This window comes from Pseudomonas sp. 8BK, assembly GCF_902506475.1.
GTDB classification, from domain to species: Bacteria; Pseudomonadota; Gammaproteobacteria; order Pseudomonadales; family Pseudomonadaceae; genus Aquipseudomonas; species Aquipseudomonas anguilliseptica.
Genome location: NZ_LR733252.1, coordinates 3,604,129 through 3,616,873, shown reverse-complemented (window position 1 = coordinate 3,616,873; position 12,745 = coordinate 3,604,129). Strand labels below are relative to the sequence as shown.

At 60.4% G+C, this 12,745-nt stretch carries 12 protein-coding genes; 9 read left to right on the top strand and 3 right to left on the bottom strand.

Annotated features, from left to right (window positions below):
- Positions 1-29: 29 nt before the first annotated feature.
- Positions 30-917, bottom strand: coding sequence for a LysR family transcriptional regulator (locus ACIN8IBEIGE_RS16900; RefSeq protein WP_160015676.1), 888 nt, complete (start codon positions 915-917; stop codon positions 30-32).
- Between the two features lie 123 nt (positions 918-1,040).
- Here ACIN8IBEIGE_RS16900 and ACIN8IBEIGE_RS16895 point away from each other — a divergent pair, with 123 nt between their 5' ends.
- The 9 genes from ACIN8IBEIGE_RS16895 to rpoS all read left to right on the top strand — a co-directional run bounded on the left by ACIN8IBEIGE_RS16895 (position 1,041) and on the right by rpoS (position 9,063).
- Positions 1,041-2,153, top strand: a complete 1,113-nt coding sequence (locus ACIN8IBEIGE_RS16895; protein ID WP_160015675.1) for an S-(hydroxymethyl)glutathione dehydrogenase/class III alcohol dehydrogenase — start codon at positions 1,041-1,043, stop codon at positions 2,151-2,153.
- A gap of 40 nt (positions 2,154-2,193) precedes the next feature.
- Complete coding sequence (gene fghA, locus ACIN8IBEIGE_RS16890; RefSeq protein WP_160015674.1) at positions 2,194-3,039, top strand: S-formylglutathione hydrolase; 846 nt, start codon at positions 2,194-2,196, stop codon at positions 3,037-3,039.
- An 89-nt stretch (positions 3,040-3,128) separates the two neighbouring features.
- A complete protein-coding gene (ispF, locus tag ACIN8IBEIGE_RS16885; protein WP_160015673.1) occupies positions 3,129-3,602 on the top strand; it encodes a 2-C-methyl-D-erythritol 2,4-cyclodiphosphate synthase in 474 nt (157 codons plus the stop codon).
- The gene (gene truD / locus ACIN8IBEIGE_RS16880) at positions 3,599-4,657 is read left to right on the top strand and encodes a tRNA pseudouridine(13) synthase TruD (RefSeq protein ID WP_160015672.1); all 1,059 of its coding nucleotides are present in this window, start codon (positions 3,599-3,601) and stop codon (positions 4,655-4,657) included. The genes ispF and truD overlap by 4 nt, the downstream gene beginning before the upstream one ends.
- Entirely contained in the window at positions 4,645-5,394 is a 750-nt protein-coding gene (surE, locus tag ACIN8IBEIGE_RS16875) for a 5'/3'-nucleotidase SurE (protein WP_090383334.1), read from the top strand. Before truD ends, surE begins: the two co-directional genes overlap by 13 nt.
- A 41-nt stretch (positions 5,395-5,435) precedes the next feature.
- Positions 5,436-6,071: a protein-L-isoaspartate(D-aspartate) O-methyltransferase gene (locus tag ACIN8IBEIGE_RS16870; RefSeq protein ID WP_177480005.1), complete on the top strand. Its 636-nt coding sequence runs from the start codon at positions 5,436-5,438 to the stop codon at positions 6,069-6,071.
- 23 nt (positions 6,072-6,094) lie between these two features.
- Positions 6,095-7,033 carry a DUF368 domain-containing protein gene (locus ACIN8IBEIGE_RS16865; RefSeq protein WP_160015671.1) on the top strand — a complete coding sequence of 313 codons (939 nt, stop codon included), beginning with the start codon at positions 6,095-6,097 and terminating at the stop codon, positions 7,031-7,033.
- Between the two features lie 56 nt (positions 7,034-7,089).
- The gene (locus ACIN8IBEIGE_RS16860) at positions 7,090-7,947 is read left to right on the top strand and encodes a peptidoglycan DD-metalloendopeptidase family protein (protein WP_256665209.1); all 858 of its coding nucleotides are present in this window, start codon (positions 7,090-7,092) and stop codon (positions 7,945-7,947) included.
- Positions 7,948-8,052: 105 nt separating this feature from the next.
- Positions 8,053-9,063, top strand: coding sequence for an RNA polymerase sigma factor RpoS (gene rpoS / locus ACIN8IBEIGE_RS16855; RefSeq protein ID WP_090383351.1), 1,011 nt, complete (start codon positions 8,053-8,055; stop codon positions 9,061-9,063).
- Positions 9,064-9,632: 569 nt separating this feature from the next.
- On the opposite strand, the gene fdxA is transcribed toward rpoS, so the two are convergent.
- A complete protein-coding gene (gene fdxA / locus ACIN8IBEIGE_RS16850; RefSeq protein WP_090248347.1) occupies positions 9,633-9,956 on the bottom strand; it encodes a ferredoxin FdxA in 324 nt (107 codons plus the stop codon).
- A gap of 138 nt (positions 9,957-10,094) precedes the next feature.
- Positions 10,095-12,668, bottom strand: coding sequence for a DNA mismatch repair protein MutS (mutS, locus tag ACIN8IBEIGE_RS16845; RefSeq protein ID WP_160015669.1), 2,574 nt, complete (start codon positions 12,666-12,668; stop codon positions 10,095-10,097).
- Between the last annotated feature and the right edge of the window lie 77 nt (positions 12,669-12,745).

Genomic DNA, 12,745 nt, shown 5'->3' with positions numbered 1-12,745 from the left:
GCCGACGCGTAGCAGGTCGTAAACAGGTTCTAGCGATACTCGCTGCGCTGCGCTAACCCCTGTTTAAGAAACTCCACCAGCTGCCGCACCTTTGGTGACAGGTGGCGTTGCTGTGGGTAGAGCGCCCACACCGCAGTGTCCGGTGGCTGCTGGTTATCCAGCAACGAGACCAACGCGCCGCTGCGCAAATGCTCCAGCACGTAATAGTCCGGCAGTTGGCACAGACCCAGGCCGCGCAGCGCGGCTTCCAGCACCGCCTGGCCACTGTTGCAACGCCAGTTGCCCTGTACCCGCAGGCTGGAGTCGCGGCCGCTGGCCTGAAAGCTCCAGAGATCCGAGCTGCCGATTAGGCAGTTGTGCCGCGCCAGTTCCGACAGCGAATGCGGGCGCCCGTAGCGTTGCAGGTACGCCGGGGCGGCGCACAGGTACATCTGTCGTGGCGCCAAGCGTGTGGCCACCAGGCGCGAGTCCTGTAGGCGGCCCAGGCGAATGGCCAGGTCGAGGCCGTCATGCAAAAGGTCGAGGGTGCGGTTGCTTAGTTCGATGTCCACCCGCAATTGCGAATGTTGCAGCATAAAGTCGGTGACCAGCGGCACGATAAAACGCTCGCCATAGGCCACCGCGCAGGTCATGCGCAGCAGGCCTTTGGGCTCGCTGCCCAGGTCGCCGACGGCGCGCAGGGCTTCTTCGCGAGCGTCCTGCAGGCGCTGACAGTGCTGCAGAAAGGTTTGCCCGGCTTCGGTCAGCGCCACGCGGCGGGTGCTGCGGTAGAACAGGCGGGTCTGCAGACGCTCTTCCAGCCGGGCGATCTGCCGACTGACCTGGGAGGACGACAGGCTCAGGCGTTCGGCGGCGGCGGTGAACTGGCCGCATTCGGCGACTGCGACAAATTCATCGAGACCTTCCCAGCGGTTCATGCAGATGTCCTGTTATGAGTCGATTATCCCTATATAGCAAGAATGTTTTGTTTTTTGTTGGATTATCTATCTGGATCACTGATCTACACTCTGCGCCACCGTCGAATCCGCTGGAGAGCGATCATGATCAAGTCCCGTGCTGCCGTAGCCTTTGCCCCCAATCAGCCGCTGCAAATCGTCGAAGTCGACGTGGCGCCGCCCAAGGCTGGGGAAGTGCTGGTGCGCATTGTCGCCACCGGCGTGTGTCACACCGATGCTTACACCCTATCGGGCGAAGACTCCGAAGGGGTCTTTCCGGCGATTCTCGGCCATGAAGGTGGCGGCATCGTTGAGGCGATCGGTGAGGGCGTTACCTCGGTCAAGGTGGGTGATCACGTGATTCCGCTGTACACCGCCGAATGCCGCGCCTGCAAATTCTGCAAATCCGGCAAAACCAATCTGTGTAGCTCGGTACGCGCCACTCAGGGCAAGGGTCTGATGCCCGATGGCACCAGCCGCTTCAGCTACAACGGTGAGCCGATCTACCACTACATGGGCTGCTCGACGTTCTCCGAGTACACCGTGCTGCCGGAAGTCTCCCTGGCGGTGATTCCCAAGGAGGCGCCTCTGGAAAAGGTCTGCCTGCTCGGTTGCGGCGTGACCACCGGCATCGGCGCCGTGCTCAACACCGCCAAGGTGGAAGAGGGCGCTACCGTTGCGATCTTCGGCCTCGGCGGTATCGGCCTGGCGGCGATTATCGGCGCGAAGATGGCCAAGGCTTCGCGCATCATTGCCATCGATATCAATCCGGCCAAGTTCGAGGTGGCCCGTGAGCTGGGTGCGACTGATTTCGTTAACCCCAAGGATTTCGCCAAGCCAATTCAGGAAGTTATCGTCGAGATGACCGATGGCGGTGTGGATTATTCCTTTGAATGCGTGGGCAATGTGCAGCTGATGCGCGCGGCGCTGGAGTGCGCGCACAAGGGCTGGGGTGAGTCGGTGATTATCGGCGTGGCTGGTGCCGGTCAGGAAATCAGTACTCGTCCGTTCCAACTGGTGACCGGCCGTGTCTGGCGCGGTTCGGCCTTCGGCGGCGTCAAGGGGCGTACCGAGCTGCCGAGCTATGTGGAAAAGGCGCAGAAGGGCGAAATTCCGCTGGATACCTTTATCACCCACAACATGCCGCTGGATGACATCAACAGGGCCTTCGACCTGATGCATGAAGGCAAGAGCATCCGCACCGTTATCCACTTCTGATCACGCTGGGCGGCTGTCATGGCCGCCCACTGGAGGCCTTATGACCTTGGAAAATATTTCCTGCCAGAAGAGTGCCGGCGGCTGGCACAAGCGTTATCGCCACCGTTCGGCGGTGCTGGGCTGCGATATGGTATTTGCCGTGTACCTGCCGCCGCAGGCCGAGCAGGGCGGAAAACTGCCGGTGCTGTATTGGCTGAGCGGGCTGACCTGCACCGATGAGAACTTTATGCAGAAGGCCGGCGCGCACAAGTTGGCGGCCGAGCTGGGGATGATCATCGTCGCGCCGGATACCAGTCCGCGCGGCGCGGATGTGCCGGATGATCCGGACAAGGCCTGGGATTTCGGCCTGGGCGCCGGCTTCTACCTGAACGCCACCCAGGAGCCCTGGGCGCGGCATTACCGCATGTATGACTACGTGGTGCAGGAGCTGCCGACGCTGATCGAGGCGAACTTCCCGGTATCCGACAAGCGCGGTATCAGCGGCCACTCCATGGGTGGGCATGGTGCGTTGGTTTGTGCGCTGCGCAACCCGGGGCGCTATCAGTCGCTGTCGGCGTTTGCGCCGATCAGCAACCCGAGCAACTGCCCCTGGGGTGAGAAGGCATTCTCGCGCTACCTGGGCGACGAGCGCTCGCGCTGGCGCGAATGGGATGCCTGCGCCTTGCTCGCCGAGGCAACAGAAAAGCTACCGATACTGGTCGACCAGGGTGATCGTGATGATTTCCTGGAAAACCAGCTCAAGCCGGATGCGCTCAAGGCAGCGGCCCAGGCCGCTGGTCATCCACTGATCTTGCGCCTGCAGGCGGGCTATGACCACAGCTACTACTTTATCGCCAGCTTTATTGATGACCACTTGCGTCATCACGCCAAGGCGTTGTTGAGCTGAACCGCTACTGACCGACGGCCAGCTAGCCGGGTTGATCCTGTAGCTTTCAGTTAGAATCACGCCCTGACTTTTTCAGGGCGTTGTTTCTTATGCGTATTGGCTACGGCTACGATGTGCACCGCTTCGGTGAGGGCGATTTCATCACCCTGGGCGGCGTGCAGATTCCCCATAAATTCGGCCTGCTGGCCCATTCCGATGGCGACGTGCTGCTGCATGCCCTGAGCGATGCCCTGCTCGGCGCGGCCGCGTTGGGTGATATCGGCAAACACTTCCCCGATACCGACCCGACCTTCAAGGGCGCCGACAGTCGCGTGCTGCTGCGCCATGTGCTCGGCCTGATTCATGGCAAAGGCTGGCAGGTCGGCAACGTCGACGCCACCATCGTCGCCCAGGCGCCGAAGATGGCCCCGCATATCGAGACCATGCGCGCGCGGATTGCCGAGGACCTGCAGGTGAGCCTGGATCAGGTCAACGTCAAAGCCACTACTACCGAGAAGCTCGGCTTTACTGGGCGTGAAGAAGGCATTGCCGTGCATGCCGTTGCGCTGTTGGTCGCCCGATGAACGAGCTTGAATTGCTCGGCCCGCGCGCCTATGGCGAACCCTGTGGCACGGCGGTGCTCAAGGCCGTGGCGGAGGACTTTCAGGTCGATGAAGTGCTGGATATTCCTCTGGCTGGTGAGGGCGAGCACCTCTGGCTGTGGGTGGAAAAACGCGAGCTGAATACCGAGGAAGCGGCCAAACGTATTGCCCGCGCGGCCGGCGTGCCGTTGAAGTTGATCAGCTACGCCGGCCTCAAAGACCGTCAGGCCCTGACCCGTCAGTGGTTTAGCCTGCACCTGCCGGGCAAGGTCGATCCCGACCTGAGTGCCGCCGAAAATGCCAGCCTGCGAATCCTCAAGCAGGTGCGACATAGCCGCAAACTGCAGCGCGGCGCCCATGCAGCCAACGGCTTTACCCTGCGCCTGACCCAACTGGCTGCGGATCGCGACGCGTTGGATCAGCGCCTCAAACAGATCGCCGCCGAGGGCATTCCCAACTATTACGGCTTGCAGCGTTTTGGCTTCGAGGGCGGCAATGTCGCTCATGCCCGCCACTTTGCGGCAAACAAGAGCCTGCCGGAGAAACGCAATGTGCGTTCGCGGGTGCTTTCGGCGGCGCGCAGTTACCTGTTCAATCAGGTGCTGGCTGAGCGGGTCGCCGCCGGCAACTGGAATCAGGCGTTGCTCGGTGATCTGCTGGCCTTTACCGACAGCCGCAGCTTCTTTGCGGCCGGCGAGGCGGAGTGCAACGATCCGCGCCTGACGATTCTCGATCTGCATCCAACGGGACCGTTATGGGGCGCAGGCGTCTCTGGCGCTGCGGGTGTCGCGCAAGCGCTGGAACAACAGGTTGGCGTGCGCGAAAGTGCCTTGGTCGACTGGTTGGCAGAAGCAGACATGACGCACGAACGGCGTATCCTGCGCCTCCCCATTGGCGGCCTGTCGTGGCATTATCCGGAACCTGACATTCTGCAACTGGAATTCGTCCTGCCGGCTGGATGCTTTGCCACCGTCTTGGTGCGTGAGCTCGTCGATCTGTTGCCTGCAGGGCAGACGGACAACCCATGCGTATTCTGATTTCCAATGATGACGGCGTTGCTGCGCCAGGCCTGGCGGCGCTGCATGCGGCGCTGGCCGACTATGCCGAGTGCACGGTGATTGCCCCCGATCAGGACAAGAGCGGTGCGAGCAGCTCGCTGACCCTTGATCGTCCGCTGCACCCGACCACGCTGCCCAATGGCTATATCAGCCTTAACGGTACGCCGACCGATTGCGTGCACCTGGGCCTCAACGGCCTGCTGCCGCAGGTAGCGGATCTGGTGGTGTCCGGTATCAACCTGGGTGCCAACCTGGGTGATGACGTGCTGTATTCCGGCACCGTGGCGGCGGCCTTGGAAGGGCGCTTTCTGGCGCGTCCGGCGTTTGCTTTCTCCTTGCTTTCGCGCCTGCCGGACAATCTGCCAACCGCGGCCTATTTCGCCCGCAAGCTGGTCGAGGCGCATGAGCAACTCGATCTGCCACCGCGCACCGTACTCAATGTGAATATCCCCAATCTGCCGCTGGAGCATATCCGTGGCATCCAGCTGACCCGCCTGGGCCACCGGGCCCGTGCTGCGGCGCCGGTCAAAGTAGTTAATCCGCGCGGCAAAGAGGGTTACTGGATCTCGGTAGCCGGTGATGCCGAAGATGGTGGCCCTGGTACGGATTTTCACGCAGTGATGCAGGGTTATGTCTCGGTCACGCCGCTGCAGCTGGACCGCACCTTTGCTGATGGCTTCAACAGCCTGCAGCCCTGGCTGGAGGGGCTGCTGTGATCCGTCGGGAACAGGACGAGCTGCACCATCGCGGCATCGGCATGACTTCGCAGCGAACCCGTGAGCGGCTGATTCAAAGGCTGTACGAGGAAGGTCTATCCAACGCCCATGTGCTGGAAACCATTCGCCGCACGCCGCGTCATCTGTTTGTCGATGAGGCCCTGGCCCATCGCGCCTACGAAGACACCGCCCTGCCAATCGGCAACAACCAGACCATCTCGCAGCCCTATATGGTCGCGCGCATGAGCGAGCTGCTGCTGGCAGCAGGTCCCTTGGACAAGGTACTGGAGATCGGTACCGGCTCGGGCTATCAGACCGCGATTCTGGCGCAGCTGGTGGAGCGGGTGTTCAGTGTCGAGCGCATCCAGAGCCTGCAAGACAAGGCCAAGGAGCGTCTGGCTCAGCTTAATCTGCGCAATGTGGTGTTTCGCTGGGGGGACGGCTGGGAAGGTTGGAATGCCCTGGGGCCATACAACGGCATCATCGTCACTGCAGCGGCGGCCAATGTGCCGCAGGCCCTGCTCGATCAGCTGGCTCCGGGTGGGCGCCTGGTAATTCCGGTCGGCGCAGGCGATGTGCAGGAGCTACTGCTGATCGTCCGTGAAGACGATGGCTTCTCCCGGCATGTGCTGGATGCAGTGCGCTTTGTGCCCTTGCTCAACGGGCCCCTGGCCTGACTCGATTGTTTACGGATGAACCTATGAAGAAGTATTTCCTGCTTTACGCCAAAGGCATCGCCATGGGCGCGGCCGATGTGGTGCCCGGCGTATCTGGCGGCACCGTCGCCTTTATTACCGGCATCTACGATGAGCTGCTGCGTTCTATCGCCAGTATTCCGGCCGCCGCCATAATGTTGTTGCGCGGGCGTGTGCGCGATGCTTGGCAGGCAGCCAATGCCACCTTTCTGCTGATTCTACTGCTGGGCATTATGACCAGCGTGCTGAGCCTGGCGCGACTGATTACCTACCTGCTGGCCGAGCACCCCATACCGGTGTGGTCGTTCTTCTTCGGTTTGATTCTGGTCTCTGCGCATCTGGTGGCACGGGAGATCCAGCGCTGGAACTGGAGTCGGGGCTTGAGCTTCGCCCTCGGCGGCGGCTTTGCCTACTGGATTACCGTGGCCTCGCCGGTGCAGTTGGACAGCGACCCGTTCAGTCTGTTTATCGCCGGGGCCATCGCCATCTGCGCGATGATCCTGCCGGGTATCTCCGGCAGCTTTATTCTGGTGCTGCTGGGCCTTTACTCGGTAGTGCTGGGGGCGGTGACGAGCTTCGATCTAGCCCTGCTGGCGGTGTTTGCCGCGGGCTGCCTGGTCGGCCTGGTCAGCTTCGCCAGTCTGTTGCGCTGGCTGCTGGTGCGCTGGCGCGACCTCAGTCTGGCCTTTCTTACCGGCCTGATGCTGGGCTCGTTGAACAAGATCTGGCCCTGGAAGGAAACCCTGACCTGGCGTACCGATAGCCACGGCGAACAGGTACCGCTGCTGCAAGCCAATCTGCTGCCTGCGCAATTCGCCGAAATCAGCGGCCAGAACCCGCAGTTGCTGCTGGCCATTGTCCTGGCGATTACTGGCATCCTGCTGGTGCTGGGCTTGGAGTGGCTGGCCGGGCGTAACCCGCAAAGCGCTGGTGATAACCCATAATTGCGGCACAATGCACGCCAGTTAGATGTAAGCAGTTTTGCCCGAGGGAGATGCAGGTGAGTTTCACAGCCATTCAATTGCCGATTCGCGCCAGCAGTGCTCGTACTCTGTTGAGTGGTCTTGTCCTCGGTGCGTTACTCAGCGCCTGTGCAAGCCCGCCTCCGGGTGGCGTCAAGGTGGTTGACCGTACTCAGGGCGGCGCGACTCAGGCGCCGCAGCGCCAGCCGGTCAGCAGTGGCCAGTACCAGGTGCAACGTGGCGATACGCTGTATTCGATTGCGTTCCGTTTCGGCTGGGACTGGAAGGCGCTGGCTGCACGCAATGGCATTGCACCGCCTTACCTGATCCGGGTTGGTCAGATCATTCGCTTTGATGGTCAGCCTGCCGCCCGTCCGCCCGTGGTCGCCAAGGCGCCTGTGGTCGTTACACCGCCGCCTGGCCGGCCTAGTACCCCCATCCAGACTCGGCCCACCCAAACCCAACCACCAGCGCAAGTGAAAACCACTCCAAGCGTTACCGCGTTACCCCCGACCCAGCGCTCTGCATCGGGTTGGTTATGGCCTTCCAGTGGGCCGGTTATCGGGCGTTTTTCCTCAAACGGCAGTTTGAATAAAGGCATTGATATCGCCGGGGAATTGGGCCAGCCTGTTTTAGCTGCGTCTGATGGTTCAGTGGTCTACGCCGGGAGTGGTTTACGGGGCTACGGCGAATTAGTGATCATCAAACATAGCGATACCTACGTAAGCGCTTACGGTCACAACCGCAGGCTGTTGGTGCAGGAGGGGCAAAAGGTCAAAGCCGGGCAGAAAATTGCCGAAATGGGTTCCACAGGAACCGACCGGGTGAAACTTCATTTTGAAGTACGCCGCCAAGGTAAACCTGTCGACCCGCTGCAATACCTGCCGCGACGTTGATCTAGCGCTAGCCTGTCTCCATCACGTGGGAGGGACAGGCTTTGGTGTAACCAGGGATTCGGTCGCGCTAGGGCTTGCTGTCGAACTCAGCAAGGAATAACAAAAATGGCTCTTAATAAAAAAGAAGCGCCGGAGTTTGACGTCGATGATGAAGTGCTCCTGATGGAGCCCGCTATCGTCCTTGACGATGATTCAGACGAAGAAGCGCAACCGCCACTTTCCCGCAGCAAAGTAAAAGCTTCCACCGCTAGCAGCAAGCAGCATAAATACATCGATTACACCCGCGCGCTCGACGCTACCCAGCTGTATCTCAACGAAATCGGCTTTTCTCCTCTACTAACCCCTGAAGAAGAAGTGTTCTTTGCGCGCCTGGCGCAGAAGGGCGACCCTGCTGGCCGCAAGCGCATGATCGAAAGCAATCTGCGTCTGGTCGTGAAAATCGCTCGTCGTTATGTCAATCGCGGCTTGTCCCTGTTGGATCTGATTGAAGAGGGCAACCTCGGTCTGATCCGCGCGGTGGAGAAATTCGACCCTGAGCGTGGTTTCCGTTTTTCGACCTATGCCACCTGGTGGATCCGCCAGACCATCGAACGGGCGATCATGAATCAGACCCGTACTATTCGTTTACCTATTCATGTGGTCAAAGAGCTCAACGTCTACCTACGTGCTGCTCGCGAATTGACCCAGAAGCTCGACCACGAGCCTTCGGCAGAAGAAATTGCCAACCTGCTGGAAAAACCGGTGGGTGAAGTCAAACGCATGCTCGGTCTGAATGAGCGTGTTTCCTCGGTGGACGTTTCACTGGGCCAGGACTCGGACAAAACCCTGCTCGATACCCTGACCGATGACCGCCCGACCGATCCTTGCGAGTTGCTGCAGGATGATGATCTATCGCAGAGCATCGATCAGTGGCTGTCTGAACTGACTGACAAGCAGCGTGAGGTGGTGATTCGCCGCTTTGGCTTGCGCGGCCATGAAAGCTGCACATTGGAAGAAGTTGGCCAGGAAATCGGCCTGACCCGTGAGCGTGTGCGGCAGATTCAGGTTGAAGCCCTCAAGCGTTTGCGGGAAATTCTGGAAAAGAATGGCCTGTCGAGCGACTCACTGTTCCAGTGAGCTTGATGCGTTAATACTCAACCCGGCCTTGGCCGGGTTTTTTGTGCCCGAGTTCCATGCCAGCCACTCTCTGGTGGGCGTCACGCATTGTGCTCAACGTTATTCCTGGCGAGTTTTGTGAGTGCTTATGTAAGCCATTGCTTACGGGGGGCGTAAGCCATTAGTACACAAGGTGACAGGTTAAGTGCTAAAAATTTTACTAAGTTGCTGTTTTTAAACAGTATTTATTGTTATTGAAAAGGGCTGAATGCCATCCGTGTGGAATTTTCAGCGCTTGTTCAGAGGGCGGAAATCGCTAGTATTACATCTGTGCTCAGGGACAAGCACAGGTTGTCAGGATGACAATCAGGACATCGTAGGACGCGATTCATCAGGATGATGAGCTGGGAAATACAGGGACTAGGGACAAAAGAGTGGGCGACGTGAGTCGCCCCTTTTTTTGCTCGCGTTTTATGTGCTTGGTATTTTTCGGTGGTTCTGCCGGCCTCTTGCTCCAGAGAGTTATGGTCCCGCAGAAAAGTAAAAACCCGCGCGAGGCGGGTTTTCTGTGTAGCCAGCGGAGCTCAGTACTAGCGCTCCAGATACTGCAGCTTGTCCTTTACGCCATCCCACTCTTCAGCGTCCGGCAGGGACTCTTTCTTCTCGGTGATATTCGGCCAGACTTCGGCCAGGTCGGCGTTCAGTTCAATGTATTCCTGCTGATCTTCCGGCACCTCATCTTCGGAGAAGATGGCTTGTGCAGGGCACTCAGGCTCGCAGAGTGCGCAATCGATGCACTCGTCCGGGTGGATCACCAGGAAGTTCGGGCCTTCGTAGAAGCAGTCCACCGGGCAGACTTCTACGCAGTCGGTGTATTTGCATTTGACGCAGTTGTCGGTAACGACGAAGGTCATTTCTGATTCTCTCCTCGGGCGCCAGCCTGCCCCGTTCTATGCGGGTTTCAGCAGGCTAGGGGTAATGGCCACGGCTCAGGCTTTAAGTCGGGCAGTCATAAAAATGCGCGCGATTCTAACAGTTCGCGCGCAATAGCGTTAGAAGCGTGTCTTCCATGTATATAACAGTTCCAGCGCTTTGCGCGGAGTCAGATCATCCGGGTTGATCTTGCGTAATTCGTCCTGCAGCGGGTGCGGCAGGCTGGCGAACATATCGCTCTGCATCGGTGCGGCTATCTGGCCGGACTGCGTAGTTGGCAGCTCATGGGGCAGGCTGGTGGTTTCCAGGCGCGCCAGGTGCTCGCGGGCGCGCAGGATAACCTCATTCGGCACGCCTGCCAGCTGTGCTACCGCCAAACCATAGCTCTGACTGGCAGGGCCAGGCAGCACATGGTGGAGGAAGACGATGCGCTCATTGTGCTCGGTGGCATTCAAGTGCACGTTGGCCACGATGGGCTGACTTTCCGGCAGCACGGTCAGCTCGAAGTAATGCGTGGCGAACAGGGTGTAGGCGCGCAGCTTGGCCAGCTGTTCGGCGGCTGCCCAGGCCAGCGACAGGCCGTCGAAGGTGCTGGTGCCGCGGCCGACTTCGTCCATCAGCACCAGGCTGCGCTCGCTGGCGTTGTGCAGAATGTTGGCGGTCTCGCTCATCTCCACCATAAAGGTCGAGCGGCCGCCGGCCAGGTCATCGCTTGAGCCGATACGGGTAAAGATGCGGTCGACCAGCGACAGCTCGCAGCTTTTCGCCGGCACGAAGCTGCCGATATGCGCGAGCAGCACGATCAATGCGGTCTGGCGCATGTAGGTGGATTTACCACCCATGTTCGGCCCGGTGATGATCAGCATGCGCGTGTCATCGTCCAGGCTTAGGTCGTTGGCCACAAAGGGGGTGGTCAGTACCTGCTCGACCACCGGATGCCGGCCCTGGTCGATGCGCATGCACGGCTCGTCGACAAAGCGCGGGCGATTGAGATCCAGATTCAGCGCGCGTTCAGCTAGGTTGCTCAATACGTCCAGCTCGGCCAGGGCTGCGGCGCTGTCCTGCAATGGGCCGAGATGGCTGATCAGGCGCTCCAGCAGCTCGTCATAGAGCATTTTCTCGCGGGCCAAGGCGCGGCTCTTGGCTGACAGCGCCTTGTCTTCGAACTCTTTCAGCTCAGGCGTGATAAAGCGCTCGGCGCCTTTCAGGGTCTGGCGGCGGATATAGTCGGCAGGAGCCGATTCGGCTTGCTTGCTCGGCAGCTCGATAAAGTAGCCGTGCACCCGGTTGTAGCCGACCTTGAGGTTGGCCAGGCCGGTGCGGGCTTTCTCGCGCACTTCCAGGTCCATCAGGTACTGGCCGGCGTTCTCGCTGAGCGACTGCAATTCGTCCAGCTCAGCGTCGTAGCCGGTCTTGAGCACGCCTCCGTCGCGGATCACTGCCGGCGGGTTGTCGATAATCGCCCGGGCCAGCAGCTCGGCCAGTTCTGGGTAGGTGCTGACTATGCCGGCCAGCTCGCTCAGGTGTGGCGCTTCCAGATTGGTCATGGCCATCTGCAGCGTGGGTAGGGCGGCGAGGGCGTCGCGCAGGCGCGCCAGGTCTCGCGGCCGGGCATTGCGCAGGCCGATACGTGCAAGGATGCGCTCCAGATCGCCGATTTCCTTGAGCTGCGGCTGCAGGGTTTCGAAGCGGTAGCGCTCTAGCAGGCAGGCAATCGATTCCTGGCGCGCTTCGAGAATGCTGCGATCGCGTAATGGGCGATTCAGCCAGCGACTGAGCAGGCGGCTACCCATGGCGGTTTGGCAGCGATCGACCACCGATTGCAGGGTGTTGTCGCGCCCGCCGGCCAGGTTGATATCCAGCTCCAGATTGCGTCGGCTGGCACCATCGAGAATCACCGTGTCATCCAGGCGTTCGTGACGCAGGCTGCGTAAGTGCGGCAGGGCGGTGCGCTGGGTTTCCTTGGCATACGCCAGCAGGCAGCCGGCAGCGCCGATGGCCAGGGTCAGGTTCTCGCAGCCAAAGCCCTTGAGATCCTGGGTGCCAAACTGTTGGCACAGGCTTTTGTGTGCGGTGTCGCGTTCGAAGTCCCACGGCGCGCGACGGCGTGAGCCCCGGCGTTTCTCTGCGGGAAGGTCCTGCGGCCAGTCATCGGGGATCAGCAGTTCAACCGGGTTCAGGCGCTCAAGTTCGGCCAGCAGGTTTTCCCAGCCCTTGATCTCCAGCACGCTGAAGCGGCCGCTGGTGATGTCCAGCACGGCCAGGCCGAACAGGCGTTCGTCTCCTAGTACTGCTGCCAGCAGGTTGTCGCGACGCTCATCGAGCAGTGCTTCGTCGCTGACCGTGCCCGGGGTGATGATGCGCACCACCTGACGCTCCACCGGGCCCTTGCTGGTGGCTGGGTCGCCGATCTGCTCGCAGATCACCACAGACTCGCCGAGCTTGACCAGTTTGGCTAGGTAGCCTTCCAGCGAGTGGTAGGGAATCCCGCACATGGGGATGGCCTGTCCGGCCGACTGGCCACGGGCGGTCAGGGTGATATCCAGTAGTTTGGCGGCCTTTTTCGCGTCCTCGTAGAAGATCTCGTAGAAGTCGCCCATGCGGTAAAACATCAGCTGTTCCGGGTGCTGATTTTTCAGCTTCCAGTACTGCTGCATCATCGGCGTGTGAGAACTGAGGTCGCTTTGGCTCATCGTTTTAACTGTCCGGCTGAATCGCAAAAGCGCCTAGTGTACGGTATCGGCCTGGCTGGCTTTAACCCCGGAGTGCA

Coding starts and splice junctions, on each gene's coding strand:
- ACIN8IBEIGE_RS16900 (WP_160015676.1), bottom strand. CDS start 917: ATGAACCGCTGGGAAGGTCTCGATGAATTTGTCGCAGTCGCCGAATGC.
- ACIN8IBEIGE_RS16895 (WP_160015675.1), top strand. CDS start 1,041: ATGATCAAGTCCCGTGCTGCCGTAGCCTTTGCCCCCAATCAGCCGCTG.
- fghA (WP_160015674.1), top strand. CDS start 2,194: ATGACCTTGGAAAATATTTCCTGCCAGAAGAGTGCCGGCGGCTGGCAC.
- ispF (WP_160015673.1), top strand. CDS start 3,129: ATGCGTATTGGCTACGGCTACGATGTGCACCGCTTCGGTGAGGGCGAT.
- truD (WP_160015672.1), top strand. CDS start 3,599: ATGAACGAGCTTGAATTGCTCGGCCCGCGCGCCTATGGCGAACCCTGT.
- surE (WP_090383334.1), top strand. CDS start 4,645: ATGCGTATTCTGATTTCCAATGATGACGGCGTTGCTGCGCCAGGCCTG.
- ACIN8IBEIGE_RS16870 (WP_177480005.1), top strand. CDS start 5,436: ATGACTTCGCAGCGAACCCGTGAGCGGCTGATTCAAAGGCTGTACGAG.
- ACIN8IBEIGE_RS16865 (WP_160015671.1), top strand. CDS start 6,095: ATGAAGAAGTATTTCCTGCTTTACGCCAAAGGCATCGCCATGGGCGCG.
- rpoS (WP_090383351.1), top strand. CDS start 8,053: ATGGCTCTTAATAAAAAAGAAGCGCCGGAGTTTGACGTCGATGATGAA.
- fdxA (WP_090248347.1), bottom strand. CDS start 9,956: ATGACCTTCGTCGTTACCGACAACTGCGTCAAATGCAAATACACCGAC.
- mutS (WP_160015669.1), bottom strand. CDS start 12,668: ATGAGCCAAAGCGACCTCAGTTCTCACACGCCGATGATGCAGCAGTAC.